The organism is Kaistella sp. 97-N-M2 (assembly GCF_021513235.1).
In the GTDB taxonomy this organism is placed as follows: domain Bacteria; phylum Bacteroidota; class Bacteroidia; order Flavobacteriales; family Weeksellaceae; genus Kaistella.
This window is the reverse complement of record NZ_CP090976.1, coordinates 354206-374083: the sequence shown is the minus strand read 5'-3', so window position 1 is coordinate 374083 and position 19878 is coordinate 354206. Positions and strand designations below refer to the sequence as shown.

Below are 19878 nucleotides of genomic sequence, written 5' to 3'. Positions count from 1 at the left end.
CGGATGGGTTTAAAGATCAAAATTAAAGATTTACTTCTAGTTGTGCTAATTTATTTTGGCTTTTGCCAAATGGGTTTCGCGCAGAACATTGGAAAAAACTGTTTCAAAACGGGTGCCGACCGCCCGGAATTGTACCTGCCGCTGCTCCAGAACAAAACGGTTGCCGTCGTCACCAATCAAACAGGTCTGCTCAGCGATAAATCTTTTCTTGTTGATTTTCTTGTTAAAAAAAACATCAAAATAAAAACCATTTTCGCACCCGAACATGGCTTTCGCGGCGATGCGGATGCTGGCGAACATGTGAAAAACGGCGTCGACCGCAAAACCGGAATCCCGGTTATTTCACTTTATGGCGACAATAAAAAGCCGCGCCCCGAGCAGTTGAAAGGAATCGATATCGTGGTTTTCGATATTCAGGATGTTGGCGTGCGCTTTTACACGTATATTTCGACGCTGACGTACGTGATGGAAGCCGGCGCCGAAAATAATGTGGAAATTATGGTTTTGGATCGGCCCAATCCGCACGACGGCTATATCGACGGTCCCGTTTTAAAAGATCAATGGAAAAGTTTCATCGGAATGCATTCGGTTCCCGTGGTTTACGGCCTAACGATCGGCGAATACGGCAAAATGGTGAATGGCGAACAATGGCTGAAGAAAGGAATTCAGGCAAAATATACGTTGATTCCCATGCAGAACTACCACAAAAAACAGCGCTACGGCGTGTCCGATAAACCTTCGCCTAATCTGCCAAATGATGTGGCCATCAATCTTTATCCAAGTCTGTGTTTTTTTGAAGGAACGCAGGTTTCTGTCGGTCGCGGAACCGGTTTGCCCTTTCAGATCTACGGCAGTCCCTGGACGAAAAATCTGCCCTACGAATTTACTCCAAAACCTTCTGCCGGCGCGAAAGATCCTTTTCTAAACGGTAAACTGTGTTTTGGTGAAAATCTTTCCAATAAAAATTTAGATCTGCGCGAACTCGACATCGATTGGTTATTAAAGGCCTACAAAAATTACAAAAATCCGTCGCAGGATTTCTTTCTAAAAAATCTTTTCTTCGATAAACTGGCCGGAACCGATGAGTTTAGAAAACAAATTGTCGCGGGCAAAAGTGCGGATGAAATTAAAAGTTCCTGGAAAAAAGGACTGCAAGATTTTCAGAAAATCCGGGCGAAATATGTGGTTTATCCGGATTAATAAAAACGTAGGGACAAGTCGCGACTTGTCCAATTCATAGTCGCGACTTGTCCATTCACAGTGCGACTTGCCCCATTCCGTAAAAATTTAAAAATTAAAAACTTGCCTTCACCTGCATCGATCCGATATGAATTGTTCTGTCGCCCGAGTTTCTGCCTTCATAATTGAGATTCAGCTGAATAAAAGAATTTACCGCCTGCTGCAAAAACACTGACCAAACCTGATTTTTGCCCGGCTTTAAACCATCAAGCATTTGATTTCCCACAATCGAAAAGTTATTTCCCGTGAAGTCGTTATTGATGAAGGAGAAATTTCCGCGCACGGAAGTTTTCTTCCAGTCCCACTGTAAACTGCCCGTCAGATCGATGGTTTTTAAAAATTCTTCGCCGTCTTTCCGCGCTTTTTGGCGCAGCGCAGAAGAAAGTTCAGCCTGCAAAGTTTCGGTAAATTTGTACGTCGCTTTCGGTTTGGTTTCGAAATTATTCAAAATATAATCCCTCGTGCTGAAGAGTTGCGACGCATTTTCGATGTGATGAACGGAGTTTTCCCAGTCCACGCGGAAATCTTTGCTAAACCAATAGCCAACATTTAGAAAATTCGAAGTTTGGGAACGTTCTTCGTTGCTGAAATTGGCGTTGATGAGATTGTCATTCGCGATGAAACGGTAGTTTCCGTTCCACCCGGACTTGTCGGTCGGGTTGAACTGCGCAGAAGCCAGAAGATTTTGATTTTTCAAAATTTGGTCTTCATTTTTCTCGAACGGATTCAGCACCAACACGCGGTCTCTTTTGTAAAATGAGTTTTGCGAATTCAGGGAAACATTAAAATTCCAGCGTTTCAGAAATTCATTTTGCGAGTTGAAAATGACCGAAGGATTTACAAATAAAGCGAGCTGAACTTTATTTTTGTTGGACGGAATGTAGTTCACCGTATTCGTGTAAACCCTTATATACTGGGCCAAATCTACATATTCGGCAATTTCAAACTCATCGGTCTGCTGAATGCCGTCGCCATTGTAATCGGTCCATTTGTAGACGCCCTGCCCATCTGTAACTTTAATATACTGAAACTCGCGCTGCGCTTCCTGGCCGTTTCCAAGTTCATAAAAAGCCTGCAAACGCATGCCGTTTCGAAAGAGCTGCTGGTTGTATAAAATATTTCCGACCACAAAATCCTGGTTGAAATTGGTGGCGAGATCCTGATTTTGATAATAAAATTTGCGGTAATGAATTAAAGCATTCAGCGTGGTTTTTTCCGTTTTGATGATTTGGCTTTCCGCCATGATGCCCAAAATATGGTTCATGTTTTCCAGAGAATTGTTCCGCACCGAATCGTTGTCGCGAAAATAAACGCGGGTCAGTAATTTTGTACGCGCAGAATCGCCGATTTTTTTCTGAACGAAAACTTCTTTCCAACTGAAACTGGTCACATCCAGCTCCTGCGTTTCGTTGAAAGTTTTCACATTGTGTTCCATATTTCCACCGACGGCCCAGCTTCCGTTTGCCGTGGTGTACTCGGAGATCACGCCGCCGCGTACAAATTTCGTGTTTTGGAAAGTGGCTTTCGTATCTAGGTAAGAGAAATTTCCTTTTGTGTTGAATTTTCCTTTGATCCAGCCGAAATCGAGATCGTTTTTAACGCCGCGGTAGGTGTCTTTTTCATCCAGATAATTGAGTTTATAATTCAGAAACGAGCGGTTGTTCCATTGATTTAAAAAGTTAAAAATGAAGCGGTTTTGCGTAATCTGATTGAATTCCTGCGCCAGATTAAAATCGCGGGAAAATTCAACATCATTAATCCGGTCCAGAATATGAAACTGCGAATTGATATGTTGATATTCAAAACTCGGCGTTCCTTTCCAGGAGTTCCTTGTAAATGTTTTATAGCCGAAAATTCGCGCGGCATAACCTGTATTTTGATTCGCATCTTTGGAGGAAAAGAGGTTGACATCATAATTGCTGAGGGAGGCGTCGGCTCCGATTTTTCCCTCTTTCAACAAAAATTCAGCGTTACCCGAAAAAACCTGGGTTTTTTGAGGCGCAGGAAGTTTTCGTACGGCTTTGTAATCGCCCATGTTCATTCCTACATATTCAAATACACGTCCATTGTTTGTGGTCTGTGTCACCCGGTAATCGCCGAGATTCTGACCAAAAAAAGTGAAGGCCACCTGATATAAAGTTAGAGACTGGTCCGTGGAGAATTCGTAATAACTGCCGTTTGGAGTGGCGACCAGTTGATACAGAATCTTGTTGACATCGTACTCTGCAACCGTTCCGGAAGGCGCAAACATTAAATTTTGGTCATTTCCTGCATTTGCCAAAATCTGTTCGTCTTCTTTGCTTAAATTTAAAGAAAGCGGCGCATTTTTATTGTCGTTCTCCAGAAACCAGTTAAAGCCGAATTTTACTTTTTCCCTTTCTTGCTGCACATTTCCGGTGACGAGAAATCTGGAGTAGTTCCGGTTCGCGTAATTGTAAGAGATGGTGATGAAGTTCTGTTTGAAGATGGGTCGAAAACTTGTAAACGTAATTTCGCCCGTGTTGTAGTTGATAACGTAATCTTGGTTTTCGCCCCTTTTCATCAAAATTCCGTCGATAAAAACCTGTTCGGAGCCGGAAATAATGGTGATGAACTGTTCGCCATTTTTTCCCGTTAAACGGTACGGCCCCTGATTGCCTTCGACGCCCTGAAAACGAATTCGGTAGAATTCGCTTCGCGCCACCCCGGCGGAAACATCCACAAAAGTTTTGTTTTCCGTGCCGAAATTGGTCTGAAACTGCAAACCCATGCTTCGGCGCTGGTACCTGCCAAAATAGGTTTTTTCGTCGAGCAGATCCAGATGTCCGGCGCGCAATATTGAGCGGTCTTTGATGTTGAGCTGCATGTAAATCTTATCGAACTCTTCTAAGGTTTGGGTGTAACCATCGGCCTGAATGGGCAGATTATGATCGGAAATCGAGGCCAGCACGGAAACATCTTTCGAAAGTTTTCCGGAGATCTGCAGGTCCATAGAGCTTTGCACGCTTTGTCCCTGATTGTTTCCGAATGTAATTCCACGGATGATGGAACCTTTCGAATTGAGATCGCCCAAAATCTGGGAGCGTGGATTTTTAACCAAAATACCCTCGTCGACGATTATTTTATTCTGCATTCTGATGAAATCCAGCGTGTCTTTTGAGAAGACATCTTTATCGATTTTGGACGCGAGAATGGAGTCTCTTTTTGAGGAATCACTGGGGATATTGGGGTTTTTCCATGTGAAGATTTGGGCATCCAATAAATGTAATGCTGAAATCATCAGGAATAAAAAAAATATTTTTCTCGCCAAAGTAACTTGTAAATCGTGTGTAAAAGTAACGAAAAAGTACTTTCAAAATTGTTACTGCAGAGTTAACCATTATTTAATGTTATCAATATGATCTTTATAAAAAAGACCGTATTTTTGCGCCTCAATTTATTAACAATTAAATTTTCGATTATGAAAAAACTTTATTCTTTAATCGCGGTAGCGATGTTTTCTGTTGCAGCAATTGCACAAACCACTGTTTTATCTGACGACTTTGCTTCGGCAAGCGCGGGAGACAATACCTCCACCAACAATAACAGCATGGCGTGGCCGGGTGATGCGAACTTTCCGGACGGAGGTCTTGTAAAAGCTTTCCAGGCTGGCGGTGCCGTGAAATTAGGAACAGGATCTTTAGTAGGCTCCATTACTTCAAAAGCTTTAGACTTTTCTGCAGATGGTGGCCTTTTTAAGGTTTCTTTCGATGTTAAAGGCTGGTCTGTTGTAGAAGGAGATATTACCGTAACCGTAAGTGGTTTGGCTCCTCAAACTGTTACTTACACGGCGACAAGAACTGATGCCTTTCAAACTAAAACAGTTTCGTTTACCGGTGGTACTGCAGGTTCTACTGTAACTATTGCAACAACTGCAAAAAGAGCTTTTATTGATAACGTAAAAGTTATTACAGACCCTGTTGTTTTGGCAGTTGGTGATGTAAACGCGACAAAAGCGAATCTTGTGAAAAATACGGTAGTTGCGAACAACATTATTTTTGCCGCAAAAGCAAAGGTACAGGTAATCAATGCAAACGGGCAGGTCGTAAAAACTGCCTCTGTTGACGAAAATACTTCCTTAGAAGTTTCCGGACTTCCAAAAGGAATGTACCTCGTTACAGGAAATATAAACGGTCAACCGGTTTCTCAAAAAATCATCAAAAAGTAAATTTAACAAATTGTTAAATTTGAAATACTTCTCAGCTTGAGAAGTATTTTTTTTGTAATTTTACCTCTAAATAAAAATTTATTATTATGAAAAAAATCTTTACAATTTTAGGATTAACCGCAATCGCTACGATGAGCAACGCGCAGATCGTAATCAGCGAGGTTTATGGCGGCGGCGGCGGCGCTACTGCAACTTTCGCAACAGATTATGTAGAACTTGTAAATCTGGGATCCTCCTCAGCTACGTTAAGTGGTGCTACGTTGCAGTATGCGTCGGCAAGCGGTAGTTTTAATTCTTATGCTGTTTTACCGAATATTACTTTAAACGCAGGTCAAAAATATTTGATCGAAATGGCACCGTCTAGTGCGCCAACTGCCGGCGCGGCTCTACCAACACCGGATTATATTATAGCAAACAATACCTCTTTCAGCAATGGCAATACCTACACTGGTGGGTTTAATATGTCCGCTTCCAACGGAAAGATTGTATTGGCCAATGCAGTAGTACAGATTACGGCTCCAACAGATGCCGCAGTTGTTGATTTTGTGGGATACGGTACTGCAAACATTTATGAAGGCGCAGGAGCAGCACCGGCTTTAGATGCTACAAGTTCTGCGACCAGAAATGCAGGAGATACCAATAATAATGCTGCAGATTTTGTGAAAGCAGCACCAACACCTCAAAATACCGCCAGTTTAGCAGTATCTGATGTGAACGGAATTAAAATTAACCTGGTTAAAAATTCGAATGTGAATAACACCATCGTTTTCGGTGCCAAAGCTAACGTTCAAATCATCAGTGCAAACGGACAGGTTGTAAAAACCGCTACTGTTTCCGAAAACACAAACTTAGATGTTTCTTCTTTGCCAAAAGGAATGTACCTCATTTCTGCGGAAGTAAACGGACAAAAAGTTTCTCAGAAAATTATGAAGAACTAATAGTTATCAATAAAAACTAAGAGCCGCCTTGTTCACCAACAAGGCGGCTTTTTTACGCGCTGGTTCCAGATTTATGAAGGAGCGAACACCATCGAAGTGAGATATGCCTGTGAACAAAGTTCGGCGGAATTCTTTAAAACCAACCTCGTCGGAAATAGCTCGTGATCGCGGAAAAATTAAGCGACAAGGTAAAACGGATTCTTTTGCCGTAATCCTTAAAAGAAGGCTCAAAACCGAGTGAACTCTGGATGGGAAAGTAAACCTCCAGGAAATCAGGAATCACCTTTAATTTCACGCCCGAATCCCAGATAAACAGCGGATCGTGCAATTTGTTTTTGTAAACGCCCGCATCTGCGTATACGTTGAACCAACGCCAGACATGAGAATCCACGTTAACGGAAGTAATCCATTGGTTGGCCGTTGTGCCCAGATAAGATTTGAAACCGCCTTCCGCCAGAATATACTGTTGCGAAAGCAAGCCCGTAGTGGCGCTTTGCCCCAACAGTCCATAAGAAAAGGAGTAGTTGGAAAGCCGCGAAATTCCGTAATCGAACAAATTGTTTTTAGTTTTATTCGTAGCGAAATAACCGCCGAAAAAACGGAAACTTACCTTTTTATCCTGCGCAAATTCCCAGCGGTAAAAAGCTTCGCCCGAAATTTTCTGAAAATCTTCCATAAACTGCAGGTTTGCACTTACATATTTTTCATGAATCATCTGGCGGTCCGAATAGCCGTAACCCACAGTCCAGAGATTGTATTTTTGGTAATCGTTTGCCGTCAGGCGGTTCGGATCTAAATCCTTATCAAAAAAATTATAAGAAAAACCTAAACTTCTGCCAATATCGCTTCTTGGATTTTTATTAAAGCTAAAATCTGCAAAAACCGACAGTTTCCGGTATTTTAAGTCATAATCATAATGAAAATAAGAACCCGAAACACCCACGTTTAAGCGCCGGTAAAAACTTTCTGCCGGCTGAAAAGAGTAAGAAACCGTGCCCGAACCCGTGGCTTTTCCCGTGCCCGAACTGAAATAAGGCGTTAAAGAATAATTGAACTTACGATCGAAAAAGGACGAATTTTTAAAGTTTAACCCCACCAAAACACGGTCGTACGCATTAAAATTAACGCGCGGATTCAGGTAAACTTCGTTAAATTCCGGATTGGGAATATCGCGAAGAAGTTTTAACTTAATTTTTTTCGTGTTAGAGAAAATACCTTTTGTGTACAGATAATTGTCGCGAAAATTAGCCTCCGGGAAAATGTAGTCATCGTTAATCACAATTTTATCCGCGTTCGACTGCGGAATAGTATAAACCGTGGTTTTTTTTGATTCGTTCGTATCAAACCAAAATTCTTTTTTTTCGCCGGCTTTTGTTTCGGTCTCTATCTTAAAGGGAATTTGTTCCGACGTGTTTTTTGAAATTTTAACCTGAAAGGCTTCCTCTGATTTTGAGTAACGTTTCAATTTAAAATTCACGCGGTTTTTATGGTCGATAAATTCCTCCAGAAAATCTGCAGAATATCCGGAAGTCAAGGTAAGTTCATCCAAAAAGGCTTTTTTGTCGATATGTTTGTTCTGATTCTGTTCTAAAAAACGCCGCACAAAATCATCGAATTTTTCGGCGCCCATCTTTGCAGCGACAAAAGAAAACAAACTTCCGGTCTCGAAATAACTGATGGCATTGGCGTTGTAGTTACTCAAATTAATAAAGGATTCGCCAATTTTCTGATCCAGATTCTGCGTCATGATGTACTGATAAGCCAAACCATACCGCGCGGAAAGTTTTAAATCGGAAGCGTGAAAAAACTTCAAGGGTTTAAAACCGAAAATATTCAGATTCTCCGGCAAATCTCCCAAAAGCTTTTCGTCTTTATAATAGCGTTCGATGTATTGAATTTCGAGGTAAGTTTTCAACCCGTTCAAGAGCCAGTGATCTTGATTTTTCTCGAAAACCGTCGCCTGTTCCACAATGTTTTTGGAAATAATGCTCAAATAATTCAGGTCATTTCTTTCCGCTTCGGAAAAAAGTTCATACCGAAATTTCCAGAATTTAATGTCGTCCAGCCCCGTAAAATTTTCGGCTTTTTTAAATTTTTCGCTGATGAAGATTTTTTCGGGCAGAAAACCGATTTTATTTTTGATGAAGTTTAACTGCAGAGGCAGATAAAATTCCAGATTTTGGCGCTCATCTTCCGTCAAAATATAACCAAAATTAACGTCTGTCTTTTTACCCGCAACAACGGTCGAAATGGTGCTGAAATTATTTTCGGAAATAACAAACTCCGGATCGGTATTGAGCTTTCCCTCGAAATAATTGGGTTGAACTTCGGGCAGATTACTTTGCGAAAAATAGTTCACCGGAACATTGAGATTAACTTTCCAGTAATTGCCGGGACTTTGATTTTCTTCAATATCGCTGAAATGTTTTGGCGAGGGATCTTCTTCCTCAAAACTATCGGGAACGAGAAAGAAATATTTCAGGGCTATTTTTCTACCGTCGCTGCCGTAACCCGTAAATTTTTTGGCAGGAAGATCAACCACATAATCCAAAAAAAGCCTCACCTTGTCGCCGGGTTCCAACTTTTTCGGCAGCAGAACATAGATATTCTCTACGGAAGCATCGACGCCTGAAATCATCTGTTCCCCAACTTTAATCTGTAAGTGCTGTAATCTCCCCAGTTCTTCTGGTTTGGCAAAATACAGATCATTTTTGCGGTCCTGTAATTTTCGGTTGACGAGGGAAGTATTTCGGGTTTGATACGCGGCGACCCAGTTCAGTAATTTAATCTGGTCGAGCGGGGCAGAAGTGGTATTAAAATAAGTAATTTCCTGACTTACAGAAAGCTGGCGGTGGTCTGCAGAAATTTTACCGGCTACATAGATGGTATCTTGCTGTGCAGAAACCACAACAAAATTCGTAAACAACATAAATCCCCAAAAAATTCTTTTCATTTTCTAATTGGCTTCAAATATAATGATGTTTTTCCTAAACTCTTATTAATTTAATTTATTTCGAAATTATCGGTACTTTTACGCAATAATCAATGTTGAGGTCTATTTTTCATATCGTTTTTCTTCTCTTGCTGCTTGGCTTTGAAACTGTTTTTTCGCAGGTTACAGAAACAACGGTGCCGTTAATTATCGACAGAACCCGATCTACAATCCGCACGCGGTTTACGCCACCACAAGGTTATTTTTGGGTGAACGAAATGCCGGGAAGTTTTGGTGAATATCTTCTTAATTTTCCGCTGCATCCGCCAAATTTTCCCGTCCGCGACTACAATGCCGTACCCATCAAAAAACAATACAATCACATCGCCATCCTGCGGATCGACGTGGGCGACAAAGATCTCCAACAATGCGCTGATGCGTGGATGCGGCTGTATGCAGAATATCTGTGGTCGCAGAAAAGATTTGAAGAGATTGGTTTCGAATTTACAAGCGGCCAGTATTTTTCGTGGAGTGATTATAAAAAAGGAATCCGCACGAAAGAAGTAAAAACGCGTGTCAGCTTTTTCAACACCGGAAAAAGCGATGATTCTTATGAACGTTTCCGGGAATATCTGAATGTTATTTTTCGGTACGCAGGAACGATTTCTTTGGATCATGAATCGGTTCCTGTTCTGAGGAATTCCCAAATTCAAACCGGAGACTTTCTCATCAAACCCGGAAGTCCGGGGCATTCGGTTATTGTTGTGGGTGTTGCGCGCAACAAGTTGGGGAAACGGCTTTATCTATTGGCGGAAAGTTTTATGCCGGCGCAGGACATTCATATCTTAAGAAATCCCGTTAACAGTAAGCTTTCGCCGTGGTATGAGCTTGATGTAAATTCACCGAAAACCGTTACGGCAAAATATATTTTTGAACCCACGTCGGTAAAGAGATTTCACAGTCTTGCAGAAAAAGAAAAGGAGCGCCCTTAATAGAAACGCTCCGTTTAGTTTAAAAAAATGATCATTTATTTTTCAGTAAGCTCAAAATCGCCTTTAATTTTTACCTGATCGCTCACCATTGCATCGGGAAATTTGGTACCAATTTCGAAATCGGATCTTTTTAGAGTTCCCATCACCTGATAAGAGTACGTTTGTTTTTTGTTCATTTGGTTTAAAGTAGAACCTCTGTAAATAAGGTCTAATACAACAGGTTTTGTAACGCCGTGCATGGTAAGGTTACCCGTCATGGTATATTCGTTTTTGTTTTTGCCTTTTACGATAGAGGTTGAGGCAAATTCCATCTTTGGATAGGCAGCAGCATCAAAAAATTCGGCGCTTTTAAGGTGCGTATCGCGTGCTTCGATATTCGTGTTGATGGAGTTGATATCCGTGCTAAAAGTGATTTTTGAATTCACAAAATTTTTCTCATCAGCATTAATGGTTAAAGCAGTCGTATTGAAATTCCCCGTGATATCGTTGATTCCGAGGTGCACTACGGTGAACTGAATTCTGGAATGGGCCGGATCGTTCACCAAAACTTTTTGAGCGAAGGCAGAAACTGTCAACATCAGAACTGCGAGCAGAGCGGTCATTTTCTTTAACATAGCATTTTATTTTATGGGATTATTTTAATGAGATAAAGATACCAATATATTAAGAAATTCGCTTCATCTGCAAGACATTCAATAAAAGCAATTTTTCTGCAGAAAGTAAATTTAATATTCAATCTTTAAAATTTCGAAAACGTTTTTGGTTTCTCCTAAATTTAAAATGGCTTCGTCGCCAACTTTTTTATTCATTAAAGCTTTGGCAATCGGCGTGATGAAAGATATTTTACCTTTGGAAATATTGGCTTCGTCCACGCCAACCAGCTGAAAAGTCTGCTGCATTTTATTGGCAACATTTCTAAAAGTCACCTTTGCACCGAAATGCACTTCGTCCTGCGGCAGTTTCGAACTGTCGATGATCTTTGCTGTGGCAATGCGCTCGTTCAGCAACTGAAGTTTTGCATTCGAATGATTGAAGGAAATCCGGTATTCCTTTTCCTGAGAAGAATCTAAATTTTCCTGTTCGCGCAAAAGGATCTCGCGCTCAGCGAGTAAGGCATCGATGCCATTCTGCGTCACGAAATTGTCGGTTCCCGCGGGCAAATCCGCTCTTGGTGCTACCATCGGAACTTCTTCCTGATCATCTTCTTTTACAAATCCTCGGCTCATGGTTCAATATTTTAAGCCAGAACACTGCAACTTTCAGTCCGAAACCGGCTTTCATTTAAAACCAAAAACTTCTGAATAATTTCAGAAGTTTCGGTCGAACTTTTTTCTTAAATGATTTCGAAATGCGCTCTCTTAATCGCAGTTTCCCTCCACATCACAACTTTCGCCGCTGTGAATTATTTTAAGTCCACGATCGCCACCCGAAAACTCTTCCCAGGATTTTTCCAGAACCTCGGAAAATACCGGCGAGGGCTGCGCACCCGAAACGCCGTATTTATCGTTGATGACAAAAAATGGCACCGCATTAATGCCCATTTGCCGCGCCAACATGACGTCCTGCGAAACCGCGTGCTTAAATTCATCGGCATTTAAAGCATTTTTAATTTCTTCTTCTTCCAAAGAAACCGATTGACCGATCTCGACTAAAGTAGCTTCATCATCGATGTTTTTTCCGTCGATGAGTTGTGCTTTAAACAAAGCTTCTTCCGTTTCGTTCGCCAGGTTTTTGGTGGCTGCGAGTTGGAGCAAAAGATGCGCTCTGTAGGAGTTTGCAACTTTCTGGTGGTCGAAATTAAATTCAATCCCGGCGTCTTTCCCGGCTTTGTAAACGTGGGAGTACATTTCTTTCGCCTGCGCCACTGGAACACCTTTTATTTCGGAGAAATATTCCAGAGAATTTTTTTCGGGCTGCGTTTTCATGTCCGGATCGAGCTGAAAACTGTGCCACGTCACTTCAATTTCATCTTTGTTCGGAAACTGGTCCAAAGCTTTTTCGAAATTCTTTTTACCAACATAACAAAACGGGCAACGGATGTCGCTCCAAATATCTACTTTCATATTTTTTTATTTAATACTTTCAAAGATACCGTTCTAAAAACCCAATACGATTGATTTAGGATAAGAAGAAGCTATTGGCGACTTCGATAAATCAGATAACGCATGTCGTCGCACGCTCGAAAATTTTATAATCTTTATAAGAATTTTTTCTGTCGGAAACATTTAAAAATTTAAACAACTAAAACTAAAATCTGTAAATTCTACCGCCGATCTTTATAGAAAACTCCCGCAACCTGCATCAATATTTTGCACTTTACGGGCGTTGATTTTTATAAACTTGCTTCGTAAGCGTTCCAGCCGGTAATTTTATAGCTCAGGGCCGCTTTTTCCGCGTCGATTGCTTTATAAATTCCTCGGCCGACGATGATGAAGTCTGTTTCCAGCTGCGTGAAGGCGTGTTCCGGCGTGTTGTACTGCTGGCCTTTTCCGTCGCCGGAAGTTGACTGGTTAATTCCGGGTGTAAACAAAAGCAATTCGTTCGGAATTTTATTCTGAGCCACGCCACCAAAAACGTTCGGGTGAGATTGCGCGATTTTCGTGGCCTCTTCGCGATAAGATGCATCTGTTAAGGTTCCTTTCGAGGACATCTCTAAAATAGCGACAACGCCGACGTTTCGGAAGCAGTCCAGAGAATCGTATCCCGCGATCACCTGCGCGGTGACGAGATCTGCCCACTGCGAAATTTTGTAGGTTCCGTAAGAAAACTGCAGTTCCTGCGTGTTGCCAATATCCGCGAATTTGCGGTCTTCCATCAAAAGGAAATTGTATTTCGTGGCAAGATCTTTTAAAGGTAAAATGGTTTCGTCCAGATCAAAATCCAACAGAATATCGATGTGCGTTTTCAACGCAACGATGTGCGGGCCAACTTTTTCCGCCAAGTCCAAAAGTTCCTTTGTAGACGTTACATCCGCGGAGACAATAAGATTCGATTTTTTTTCAATCGCGATCTTAAGCATTTTCTGCGCCACCGAATGATCGCAGATATTTAATTTTTCTTCGTATGAAATTCGTTTTTCCTCTTCAAATTTTACCACATTTCCGGCAAGAAAATCGTTAATTCTGCCCACTTCCTCCAAAGAAAGGTGGCCTTCTTCCCGCAGCATTTTGCACACTTCGGAAATCGTAAAAAGGGTATGTACGCGGAAACCTTTATTTTCCAGAATTTCTTTGCCACCCTGTTGACGGTCCAAAACCACCACAATATCGGAAACCGTGATTCCTTCCTTTTCGATTTCGGGAATGGTTTCGAGCAAAGACGCGCCGGACGTGATCACATCTTCCACCAAAAGGCAGTTTTGACCTTTCGTGTAAATGCCTTCGAGCATTTTTTTCGTGCCGTACTGTTTGGCTTCTTTTCGTTTGATGATGAGCGGAAGATAACTTTCCAAAGACATTGCCGTAGCCATCGGCAGTGCGGCATAAGGAACGCCGCAAATGAGATCGAAATTATCCAGCGGAAGCATTTCGAGGAGGTAATTTGCGAGCAGTTTCAGGATTTTCGGATCTGATGCCAATGGACGTAAATCCACATAAAAAGGGCTTTCGATACCTGATTTCAGCGTAAATTTTCCAAATTTAATGATGCCGAGTTTATAACACTCCAAAAAAAATTCTTTCTTAGTTTCCATTTACTTTTTACTTTAAAACAAAGTTAGGATTTTCGCTTAAATTTCGCCTACAGAACAACGGTTAAAAAATGTAAAAAGCCGCGAATGCGGTATTTCGACCACTTTTTTTCTCCGGTGAATTTAATTCAATACCGCCAATTGAGAAATTCAAAAAAAATTAATTTCCGACATATTTTTGTACCATCTCTTCGAATACATCAATATCGAAAGGTTTTGCGATAAAATCGTCGGCGCCGGCCTCGTCGGCCAACTGACTGATATTGCTGTTGGCAGAAAAATAGACGACGGGAATATGTTTTAAGTCGGCGTTTGCTTTTATCAGGCGAGTGGCTTCAATGCCACTGATATCCGGCAACCAGTTATCCATAAAAATTAGATCGGGTAGAAATTCCGTAACCTGCAATTCAGTGCCTGTGGTGGTGGGCGAGGTTTTTACTTCGCAGCCAAGATCCTCCAGGATTTCCGTGCACAGTTGCAAAATTTCAAGGTTATCGTCGAAGATGAGTATTTTTTTTCTCGGTTTTGAAGTGATATTGTTAGTGGTCATGATGATAATTTGTTTATGTAATTTGCCATTGCCTCAGGATCCAGGACTTCGTCAATTTCTGCATTGTCCAGAGCATGTTTCGGCATAAAAGGGACGACCGCTGAAAGAGGATCCTGAACGAGGGTAAGACCTCCCTTTTTGTGTACTTTCTGCAGACCCAAAGTTCCGTCGCTATTGGCCCCGGATAAAAGCAGACAAACAAGGGTTGTGGTATAAATTTCGGCAGCACTTTCGAAAGTGACATCAATGGAAGGTCGGGAAAAATTGACTTTCTCGGAGGCATCCAAAGAAAAACTTTTGTTTTTCTCGAGGAGCAGATGATAGTCCGGTGGCGCAATATAAATTACAGAGGGTTCCAGTTTCAGTTTTTCTTCGATCTCTTTTACCTTTAATTTGGTACGTGCTCGGAAAAGGTCGGTTAAAAGATTTTCGTTCCCGGCTTTTCGGTGCATCACCACAATAACCGGAAAATTTAAATCCACCTTAAGATCGGGCAGCACTTTCAAGAGTACTTCCAGACTTCCAGCTGATCCGCCGATAATTAATGCTTTGCAATCTTTCATTTAATCGTTTTTTCGCCAGATTTTACCTTTGGGCTGTCTTTCAAATTTTTTGGAAACGGGGGAGAAGTCCAGGGTTTCTTTCGTGCCTAAAGCCAAATATCCGAAATTTTCTAAACTGCTGTGAAAGAGTTCGAACACTTTTGCCTGCAAAGGCCGGTCGAAATAAATAAGAACATTTCGGCAAAGGATGAGCTGAAATTCATTAAAAGAATGATCGGACACCAGATTGTGCGTTGAAAAAATGATGTTTTTTTTCAATTCGTCTTTCAGTTTTCCGAGGGAATAATTGGCAGAATAATAATCTGAAAACTGTTCGGTACCGCCCGCCGCCATGTAATTTTCCGTATAAAGTTGTATTTTGCTCATAGGAATCATGCCCTGCGCTGCAGTTTCCAAAACCGCCGCATTAATGTCGGTTGCATAAATGATGGATTTGTGCAGCAAATTGAGCTCTTTCAGAAATATAGCGACAGAATAAGCCTCTTCGCCCGTGCTGCAGCCGGCAATCCAAATTCTGATGAAGGGATAAGTTCCGAGCCGGGGAAGTATTTCTTCCCGAAGTACTTTATAAAACTCCGGATCGCGGAACATTTCGGTCACATTAATGGTAACCTGCTCCATAAAGCGTTTGAAATAACCCGACTCGGTTCTGATTTTGTACCGGAACTCTGCAAAACTTACGAAACCATCCAACTCGTAAAGCCGAATAATTCTGCGTTTCAGGGAAGCGCGGGAATATCCCGTAAAATCGTACCCGTAAATTTCGAGTACGTCTGCAAGTACGGTTTCAACGTATTGATCGCTGTTTTCGGTGGAATTCAAGGTTAGTCTATTAATTGATTAAGCAGTTTCATCAGTTCGTCCACATTTACCGGTTTCGAAATATAGCCGTCTGCACCTGCGGCAAGGCATTTTTCGCGGTCGCCTGCCATGGCTTGCGCGGTAATGGCGATGATGGGAATGTTTTTGAGGGCATCGGTACTTTTAATTTTTGCCATGGCTTCGTAACCATCCATTTCAGGCATCATCATATCCATCAACACGACGCCGATATTTTTGTTGCTGGAGAGTAACTTTAGGCCTTCGCTGGCGTTCAGCGCAGAAATACACTGGTATTTTTTGGCTTTCAAAACAGCACTTAAGGCAAATATATTCCGACTGTCATCGTCGATGATGAGGAGCTCTTTTTGATTTTTCATAAACACAACATTTATATTTTGTCGTACAACCAGACTCGTAATAAGGAGACCATTTGATCAATATCCACGGGTTTCGAGATATAATCGGAGGCGCCTACGGCAATACATTTTTCGCGGTCGCCCATCATGGCTTTAGAGGTAACGGCCAACACCGGAATATTTTTAAAGCGCTGCGACGTTCTAATCTCGCGGATGGTTTCGTAGCCGTCCATTTCGGGCATCATCATATCCATCAAAACAATATCAATGGTGGGATCGTCATTCAATATTTTTAAAGCTTCCTTTCCATCCATGGCCGGAATAACTTTCATGCCCTGGATTTCCAAAGCTTTGGTTAAAGAGAAAATGTTCCGAACATCATCATCTGCGATGAGCACGGTTTTATCTTTTAAAATGTTCCGTAACTCGCCTAAATGCTGAAAGCCGCCGGGATTTTCCAGTTTTTTCTTATTTTTTTCTTCCACCAGATGCAGGAACAGGCCGGCCTCATCTAAAATGCGTTGGTAAGAAAAAGCAGTTTTCACTACGATGGAGTCGGCATATTTCTTAATGCGGTTTTCTTCGCCCTGCGAAAGGCTTTTACCCGTAAAAACAATAATGGGCAAATGCTCCAGTCCTTTTTTCTGTTTGATGGTTTCTAAGGTTTCATACGCATTTTTGCCGGGCATTCCCATGTCGAGAATTACGCAGTCGATCTCGTTCTTCTGCAGTGCGTCGATGCTTTCGGCCACATTATTTACGATGTCGGTGTTAATGTTATTGGCGCCTAAAAAATATCCCAACGCTTTCGCGTGCTGCTCGTTTTCCTCAACAATCAAAACTTTTTTCGGCGAGCGGTCCAGGGCTCTTTCCAGTTTTTTAAAAACTTCCTGCATCTGCTCGAGCGCAAAGGGTTTATTGATGAAATCTACGGCGCCGCGTAATAAACTTTCCTGTTTAAATTTCATGGAGGACATGATGTGAACCGGGATTGGTTTAGTTTCAGGATTGGATTTCAAAGCCTCCATTACCTGCCAACCGTCCATAATTGGCAGCTGAATATCCAGTAGAATTGCGACGGGTTTATAAAGTTGAGCCATTTCGATTCCCGCATCGCCACGCACCGCAACAATGACTTTGTAATTTTTGGTTCGGGCATAATTGAGAAGAATCTTTGCGAAAGGCGTATCGTCTTCAATAATGAGTATGATCTTGTCGCCTTCAAGAATATTATCACGGTCGTCTTCCACAGCCTGCGGAATGTGATCTGAGATGAATCTCACGGGCGTGTTTTCTTCTTCTTGATGATAAACCGGTTTATCTTCCGCTTTTGATACAGACTGCTCTTCGGCAGGTTTTGTATACGTAACCGGAATGGTAAGTGTAAATTCACTTCCAACTCCCTCGGTACTTTCCAAACCGATGTGACCACCGAGCAATCGTGTGAGCTCACGACTGATCGAAAGACCAAGACCGGTACCGCCGTACTTTCGCTGCGTGGAACCATCTGCTTGCTGGAAGGCTTCAAAAACCATCTGCAGTTTTTCTTTTGCAATGCCGATTCCGGTGTCGGATACTTTAAAAATTACATTTGCTTTATCCTCATCGTTCGAAACGTTGAGCGTTATGCTGCCCTGTGAGGTAAATTTGATGGCGTTGGACAGAAGATTTTTCAAAACCTGCTCCAGACGAAGTTTATCCGTATTTAAAATCGTGGTCGTTTCGGGTTCAATTTCAATATTTAAATTGAGATTTTTATCTTTTGCCATTGGGTTAAACATCATTCTCATATCGGAGGTAATGTTTTCTAAAGGCACTTCCTCGATTTCGAGGGTCATTTTCCCCGATTCAATTTTCGACAGATCCAAAATTTCATCGATGAGTGTGAGTAAGCCCTGACCGGAACTTTGCATCACTTCGCCATATTCAACATACTGTTCGTCCAGATCTTCGCTTTCCGTCATTAATTTGGAAAGCAGTAAAATCGAATTCAGCGGCGTGCGCAACTCGTGCGACATGTTGGCGAGAAATTCAGATTTATATTTGGTGCTTTGCTCCAGCTCCATTGATTTTTGTTGAATGCTGATGTTGCGTTCCTCAATAAGTAGATTTTTTTCTTCCAGTAAGCCGGTTCGTTCCTCCAATTCCTGATTGCTTTGAAGCAGTTCTTCCTGCTGAACGCGCAGTTCTTCTTCGGATGCGAGTAATTTCTGGGATTGCGCCTCCAGTTCAGCATTGATGTTTTCTAATTCTGAATGTTGAGTTTGTAATTCCTCAGATTGCGATTGGGTTTCTTCCAGAAGTTCCTGCAGTTTCAGACGATTTTGAACTGAAAAGAAAGCCAAGCCGATATTGCCAGCGACCGCGCGGAGAAATTTAAATTGCCGTTCCGAGAAATCCTGAGTGGAGCCCAATTCGATAACACCCATTGCAGAGCCATTTCTGGTAATGGGAAGGGCTAAAATATTTTTTGGTTTTGTTTTTCCTGTCGCGTACGTGATCGTAGACTCACTGCCGCCGATCTCTTTAACGAGGATTTCTTTGCCCAATTTAAATGATTCGCCGGTTATTCCTTCGCCAATTTTGAGGATTTTCGGTACGTCTCTTTCTGCGGCGTAAGTTCCCTGCAGATGGAGCTGATTATCTTCGCCCTGCAGATAAACTGCAGCAATACGGCTTCCGGTGATGGAGGTAAGAATTTCCAAAAGATCTGTGGCTAAAGCTTCCATTGTTTTTTCGCCCAACGTCTGATCATTAAGCTCTGCGATAGAGGAACTTAGCCATTCTTTTTCTTCGAGTAAATTAAAGGAATTTTGAAGCGATTCGGCCATAAGATTAAGTGGCTCGGCAACGCTGCCCAGACTTTCTTTCGCATTTTGATCGAGCAGAATATTGTAATCGCCTGCCGATATTTGTTTTGCCACTTTTTCTATCGCCACGAGGCGGTTTTCAGTTTCAGCATTTTTCTGTTCAAGTTCTTCGGTAAGAACATTTTTTTCGTCAAAATCCTGTGACACCTTCCGGAAAAAAACAAGCGTGATCCCAATGGCAAGCAGGGCAGATAAAATAATAAGAAAGGGGGTGAAAGCCGCGAACTTATCCATTCTTTCGGTCCGGGAGAGGAGAATTGTTTCTTCTTCGTTCTCCATCTTGGCCACCGTTACCCGAATCTGGTCCATGTACTTTTTTCCTTTCAGCAACTGTTCGGCAGATACAACATTATTTCTTTTTTTATAGTTGAGATTTTCGTCCAGGATATGCAAACGCGCTTTAATGTTGAAAGTAAGTTTTTCGAAATTGTCATTTTGGACGTTCGTTGCGGTAATCGCAGGCTGTAAAGCCGCGATGCTGTGCGAAATATTTTCTTTCGCTTTGATGTAGGGCGCCAAAAACGCCTGATTCCCGGTCAACAGATAACCTCTTTGGCCTGTTTCCGCATCTTTTACGAGGGATAAAAGGTTATCTAGATCCTTAATGATTTTATTACTGTTTCGCACCATCTGCGAATTGTTGATCAGATTGTTGATACTTATATACGATGCCAAAGAACTTATGAATAACAGGAGGAGCGACAAGCCCAGTCCGAAAAGAAGATTTTTTTTAAAACTCATG

The 19878-nt window shown here is 41.8% G+C and carries 15 protein-coding genes; 4 read left to right on the top strand and 11 right to left on the bottom strand.

All coding sequences use genetic code 11. From position 1 onward, the window contains the following. The first annotated feature begins 3 nt into the window (after positions 1-3). A complete protein-coding gene (locus L0B70_RS01805) occupies positions 4-1200 on the top strand; it encodes an exo-beta-N-acetylmuramidase NamZ domain-containing protein (RefSeq protein ID WP_235143541.1) in 1197 nt (398 codons plus the stop codon). A 94-nt stretch (positions 1201-1294) separates the two neighbouring features. Here the strand turns inward: L0B70_RS01805 and L0B70_RS01800 are convergent, their stop codons facing one another. Continuing rightward, the gene (locus tag L0B70_RS01800) at positions 1295-4498 is read right to left on the bottom strand and encodes a hypothetical protein (RefSeq protein ID WP_235142618.1); all 3204 of its coding nucleotides are present in this window, start codon (positions 4496-4498) and stop codon (positions 1295-1297) included. A gap of 180 nt (positions 4499-4678) precedes the next feature. Between L0B70_RS01800 and L0B70_RS01795 the strand changes: the two genes are divergently transcribed. Both L0B70_RS01795 and L0B70_RS01790 read left to right on the top strand, forming a co-directional pair. After that, on the top strand, positions 4679-5425 hold the full coding sequence (locus L0B70_RS01795; protein WP_235142617.1) for a T9SS type A sorting domain-containing protein: 747 nt from the start codon (positions 4679-4681) through the stop codon (positions 5423-5425). 86 nt (positions 5426-5511) lie between these two features. Beyond that, positions 5512-6363 carry a lamin tail domain-containing protein gene (locus tag L0B70_RS01790; RefSeq protein WP_235142616.1) on the top strand — a complete coding sequence of 284 codons (852 nt, stop codon included), beginning with the start codon at positions 5512-5514 and terminating at the stop codon, positions 6361-6363. Positions 6364-6496: 133 nt separating this feature from the next. Here L0B70_RS01790 and L0B70_RS01785 read toward each other — a convergent pair whose 3' ends face one another. Next, entirely contained in the window at positions 6497-9316 is a 2820-nt protein-coding gene (locus L0B70_RS01785) for an aminopeptidase (protein ID WP_235142615.1), read from the bottom strand. Positions 9317-9408: 92 nt separating this feature from the next. On the opposite strand from L0B70_RS01785, the gene L0B70_RS01780 reads away from it, so the two are divergent. Continuing rightward, positions 9409-10287, top strand: coding sequence for a DUF4846 domain-containing protein (locus tag L0B70_RS01780; RefSeq protein WP_235142614.1), 879 nt, complete (start codon positions 9409-9411; stop codon positions 10285-10287). Between the two features lie 35 nt (positions 10288-10322). Here the strand turns inward: L0B70_RS01780 and L0B70_RS01775 are convergent, their stop codons facing one another. The 9 genes from L0B70_RS01775 to L0B70_RS01735 all read right to left on the bottom strand — a co-directional run bounded on the left by L0B70_RS01775 (position 10323) and on the right by L0B70_RS01735 (position 19877). Beyond that, complete coding sequence (locus tag L0B70_RS01775; protein WP_235142613.1) at positions 10323-10901, bottom strand: YceI family protein; 579 nt, start codon at positions 10899-10901, stop codon at positions 10323-10325. Positions 10902-11012: 111 nt separating this feature from the next. After that, on the bottom strand, positions 11013-11513 hold the full coding sequence (locus L0B70_RS01770) for a GreA/GreB family elongation factor (RefSeq protein ID WP_235142612.1): 501 nt from the start codon (positions 11511-11513) through the stop codon (positions 11013-11015). A 132-nt stretch (positions 11514-11645) separates the two neighbouring features. Beyond that, on the bottom strand, positions 11646-12350 hold the full coding sequence (locus L0B70_RS01765; protein ID WP_235142611.1) for a DsbA family protein: 705 nt from the start codon (positions 12348-12350) through the stop codon (positions 11646-11648). A gap of 269 nt (positions 12351-12619) precedes the next feature. After that, a complete protein-coding gene (gene pyrF / locus L0B70_RS01760; RefSeq protein ID WP_235142610.1) occupies positions 12620-13978 on the bottom strand; it encodes an orotidine-5'-phosphate decarboxylase in 1359 nt (452 codons plus the stop codon). A 157-nt stretch (positions 13979-14135) separates the two neighbouring features. Continuing rightward, positions 14136-14525 carry a response regulator gene (locus tag L0B70_RS01755; RefSeq protein WP_235142609.1) on the bottom strand — a complete coding sequence of 130 codons (390 nt, stop codon included), beginning with the start codon at positions 14523-14525 and terminating at the stop codon, positions 14136-14138. Continuing rightward, complete coding sequence (locus L0B70_RS01750; RefSeq protein ID WP_235142608.1) at positions 14522-15088, bottom strand: chemotaxis protein CheB; 567 nt, start codon at positions 15086-15088, stop codon at positions 14522-14524. Before L0B70_RS01750 ends, L0B70_RS01755 begins: the two co-directional genes overlap by 4 nt. Continuing rightward, on the bottom strand, positions 15089-15910 hold the full coding sequence (locus L0B70_RS01745) for a protein-glutamate O-methyltransferase CheR (RefSeq protein ID WP_235142607.1): 822 nt from the start codon (positions 15908-15910) through the stop codon (positions 15089-15091). 2 nt (positions 15911-15912) lie between these two features. Further along, a complete protein-coding gene (locus L0B70_RS01740) occupies positions 15913-16287 on the bottom strand; it encodes a response regulator (protein ID WP_235142606.1) in 375 nt (124 codons plus the stop codon). A gap of 11 nt (positions 16288-16298) precedes the next feature. After that, positions 16299-19877, bottom strand: a complete 3579-nt coding sequence (locus L0B70_RS01735; RefSeq protein WP_235142605.1) for a response regulator — start codon at positions 19875-19877, stop codon at positions 16299-16301. Position 19878: the final 1 nt, after the last annotated feature.

What these genes read in the sequence shown, in the direction of transcription:
- L0B70_RS01805 (WP_235143541.1), top strand. Translation starts at nt 4, where the DNA reads ATGGGTTTAAAGATCAAAATTAAAGATTTACTTCTAGTTGTGCTAATT.
- L0B70_RS01800 (WP_235142618.1), bottom strand. Translation starts at nt 4,498, where the DNA reads ATGATTTCAGCATTACATTTATTGGATGCCCAAATCTTCACATGGAAA.
- L0B70_RS01795 (WP_235142617.1), top strand. Translation starts at nt 4,679, where the DNA reads ATGAAAAAACTTTATTCTTTAATCGCGGTAGCGATGTTTTCTGTTGCA.
- L0B70_RS01790 (WP_235142616.1), top strand. Translation starts at nt 5,512, where the DNA reads ATGAAAAAAATCTTTACAATTTTAGGATTAACCGCAATCGCTACGATG.
- L0B70_RS01785 (WP_235142615.1), bottom strand. Translation starts at nt 9,316, where the DNA reads ATGAAAAGAATTTTTTGGGGATTTATGTTGTTTACGAATTTTGTTGTG.
- L0B70_RS01780 (WP_235142614.1), top strand. Translation starts at nt 9,409, where the DNA reads ATGTTGAGGTCTATTTTTCATATCGTTTTTCTTCTCTTGCTGCTTGGC.
- L0B70_RS01775 (WP_235142613.1), bottom strand. Translation starts at nt 10,901, where the DNA reads ATGTTAAAGAAAATGACCGCTCTGCTCGCAGTTCTGATGTTGACAGTT.
- L0B70_RS01770 (WP_235142612.1), bottom strand. Translation starts at nt 11,513, where the DNA reads ATGAGCCGAGGATTTGTAAAAGAAGATGATCAGGAAGAAGTTCCGATG.
- L0B70_RS01765 (WP_235142611.1), bottom strand. Translation starts at nt 12,350, where the DNA reads ATGAAAGTAGATATTTGGAGCGACATCCGTTGCCCGTTTTGTTATGTT.
- pyrF (WP_235142610.1), bottom strand. Translation starts at nt 13,978, where the DNA reads ATGGAAACTAAGAAAGAATTTTTTTTGGAGTGTTATAAACTCGGCATC.
- L0B70_RS01755 (WP_235142609.1), bottom strand. Translation starts at nt 14,525, where the DNA reads ATGACCACTAACAATATCACTTCAAAACCGAGAAAAAAAATACTCATC.
- L0B70_RS01750 (WP_235142608.1), bottom strand. Translation starts at nt 15,088, where the DNA reads ATGAAAGATTGCAAAGCATTAATTATCGGCGGATCAGCTGGAAGTCTG.
- L0B70_RS01740 (WP_235142606.1), bottom strand. Translation starts at nt 16,287, where the DNA reads ATGAAAAATCAAAAAGAGCTCCTCATCATCGACGATGACAGTCGGAAT.
- L0B70_RS01735 (WP_235142605.1), bottom strand. Translation starts at nt 19,877, where the DNA reads ATGAGTTTTAAAAAAAATCTTCTTTTCGGACTGGGCTTGTCGCTCCTC.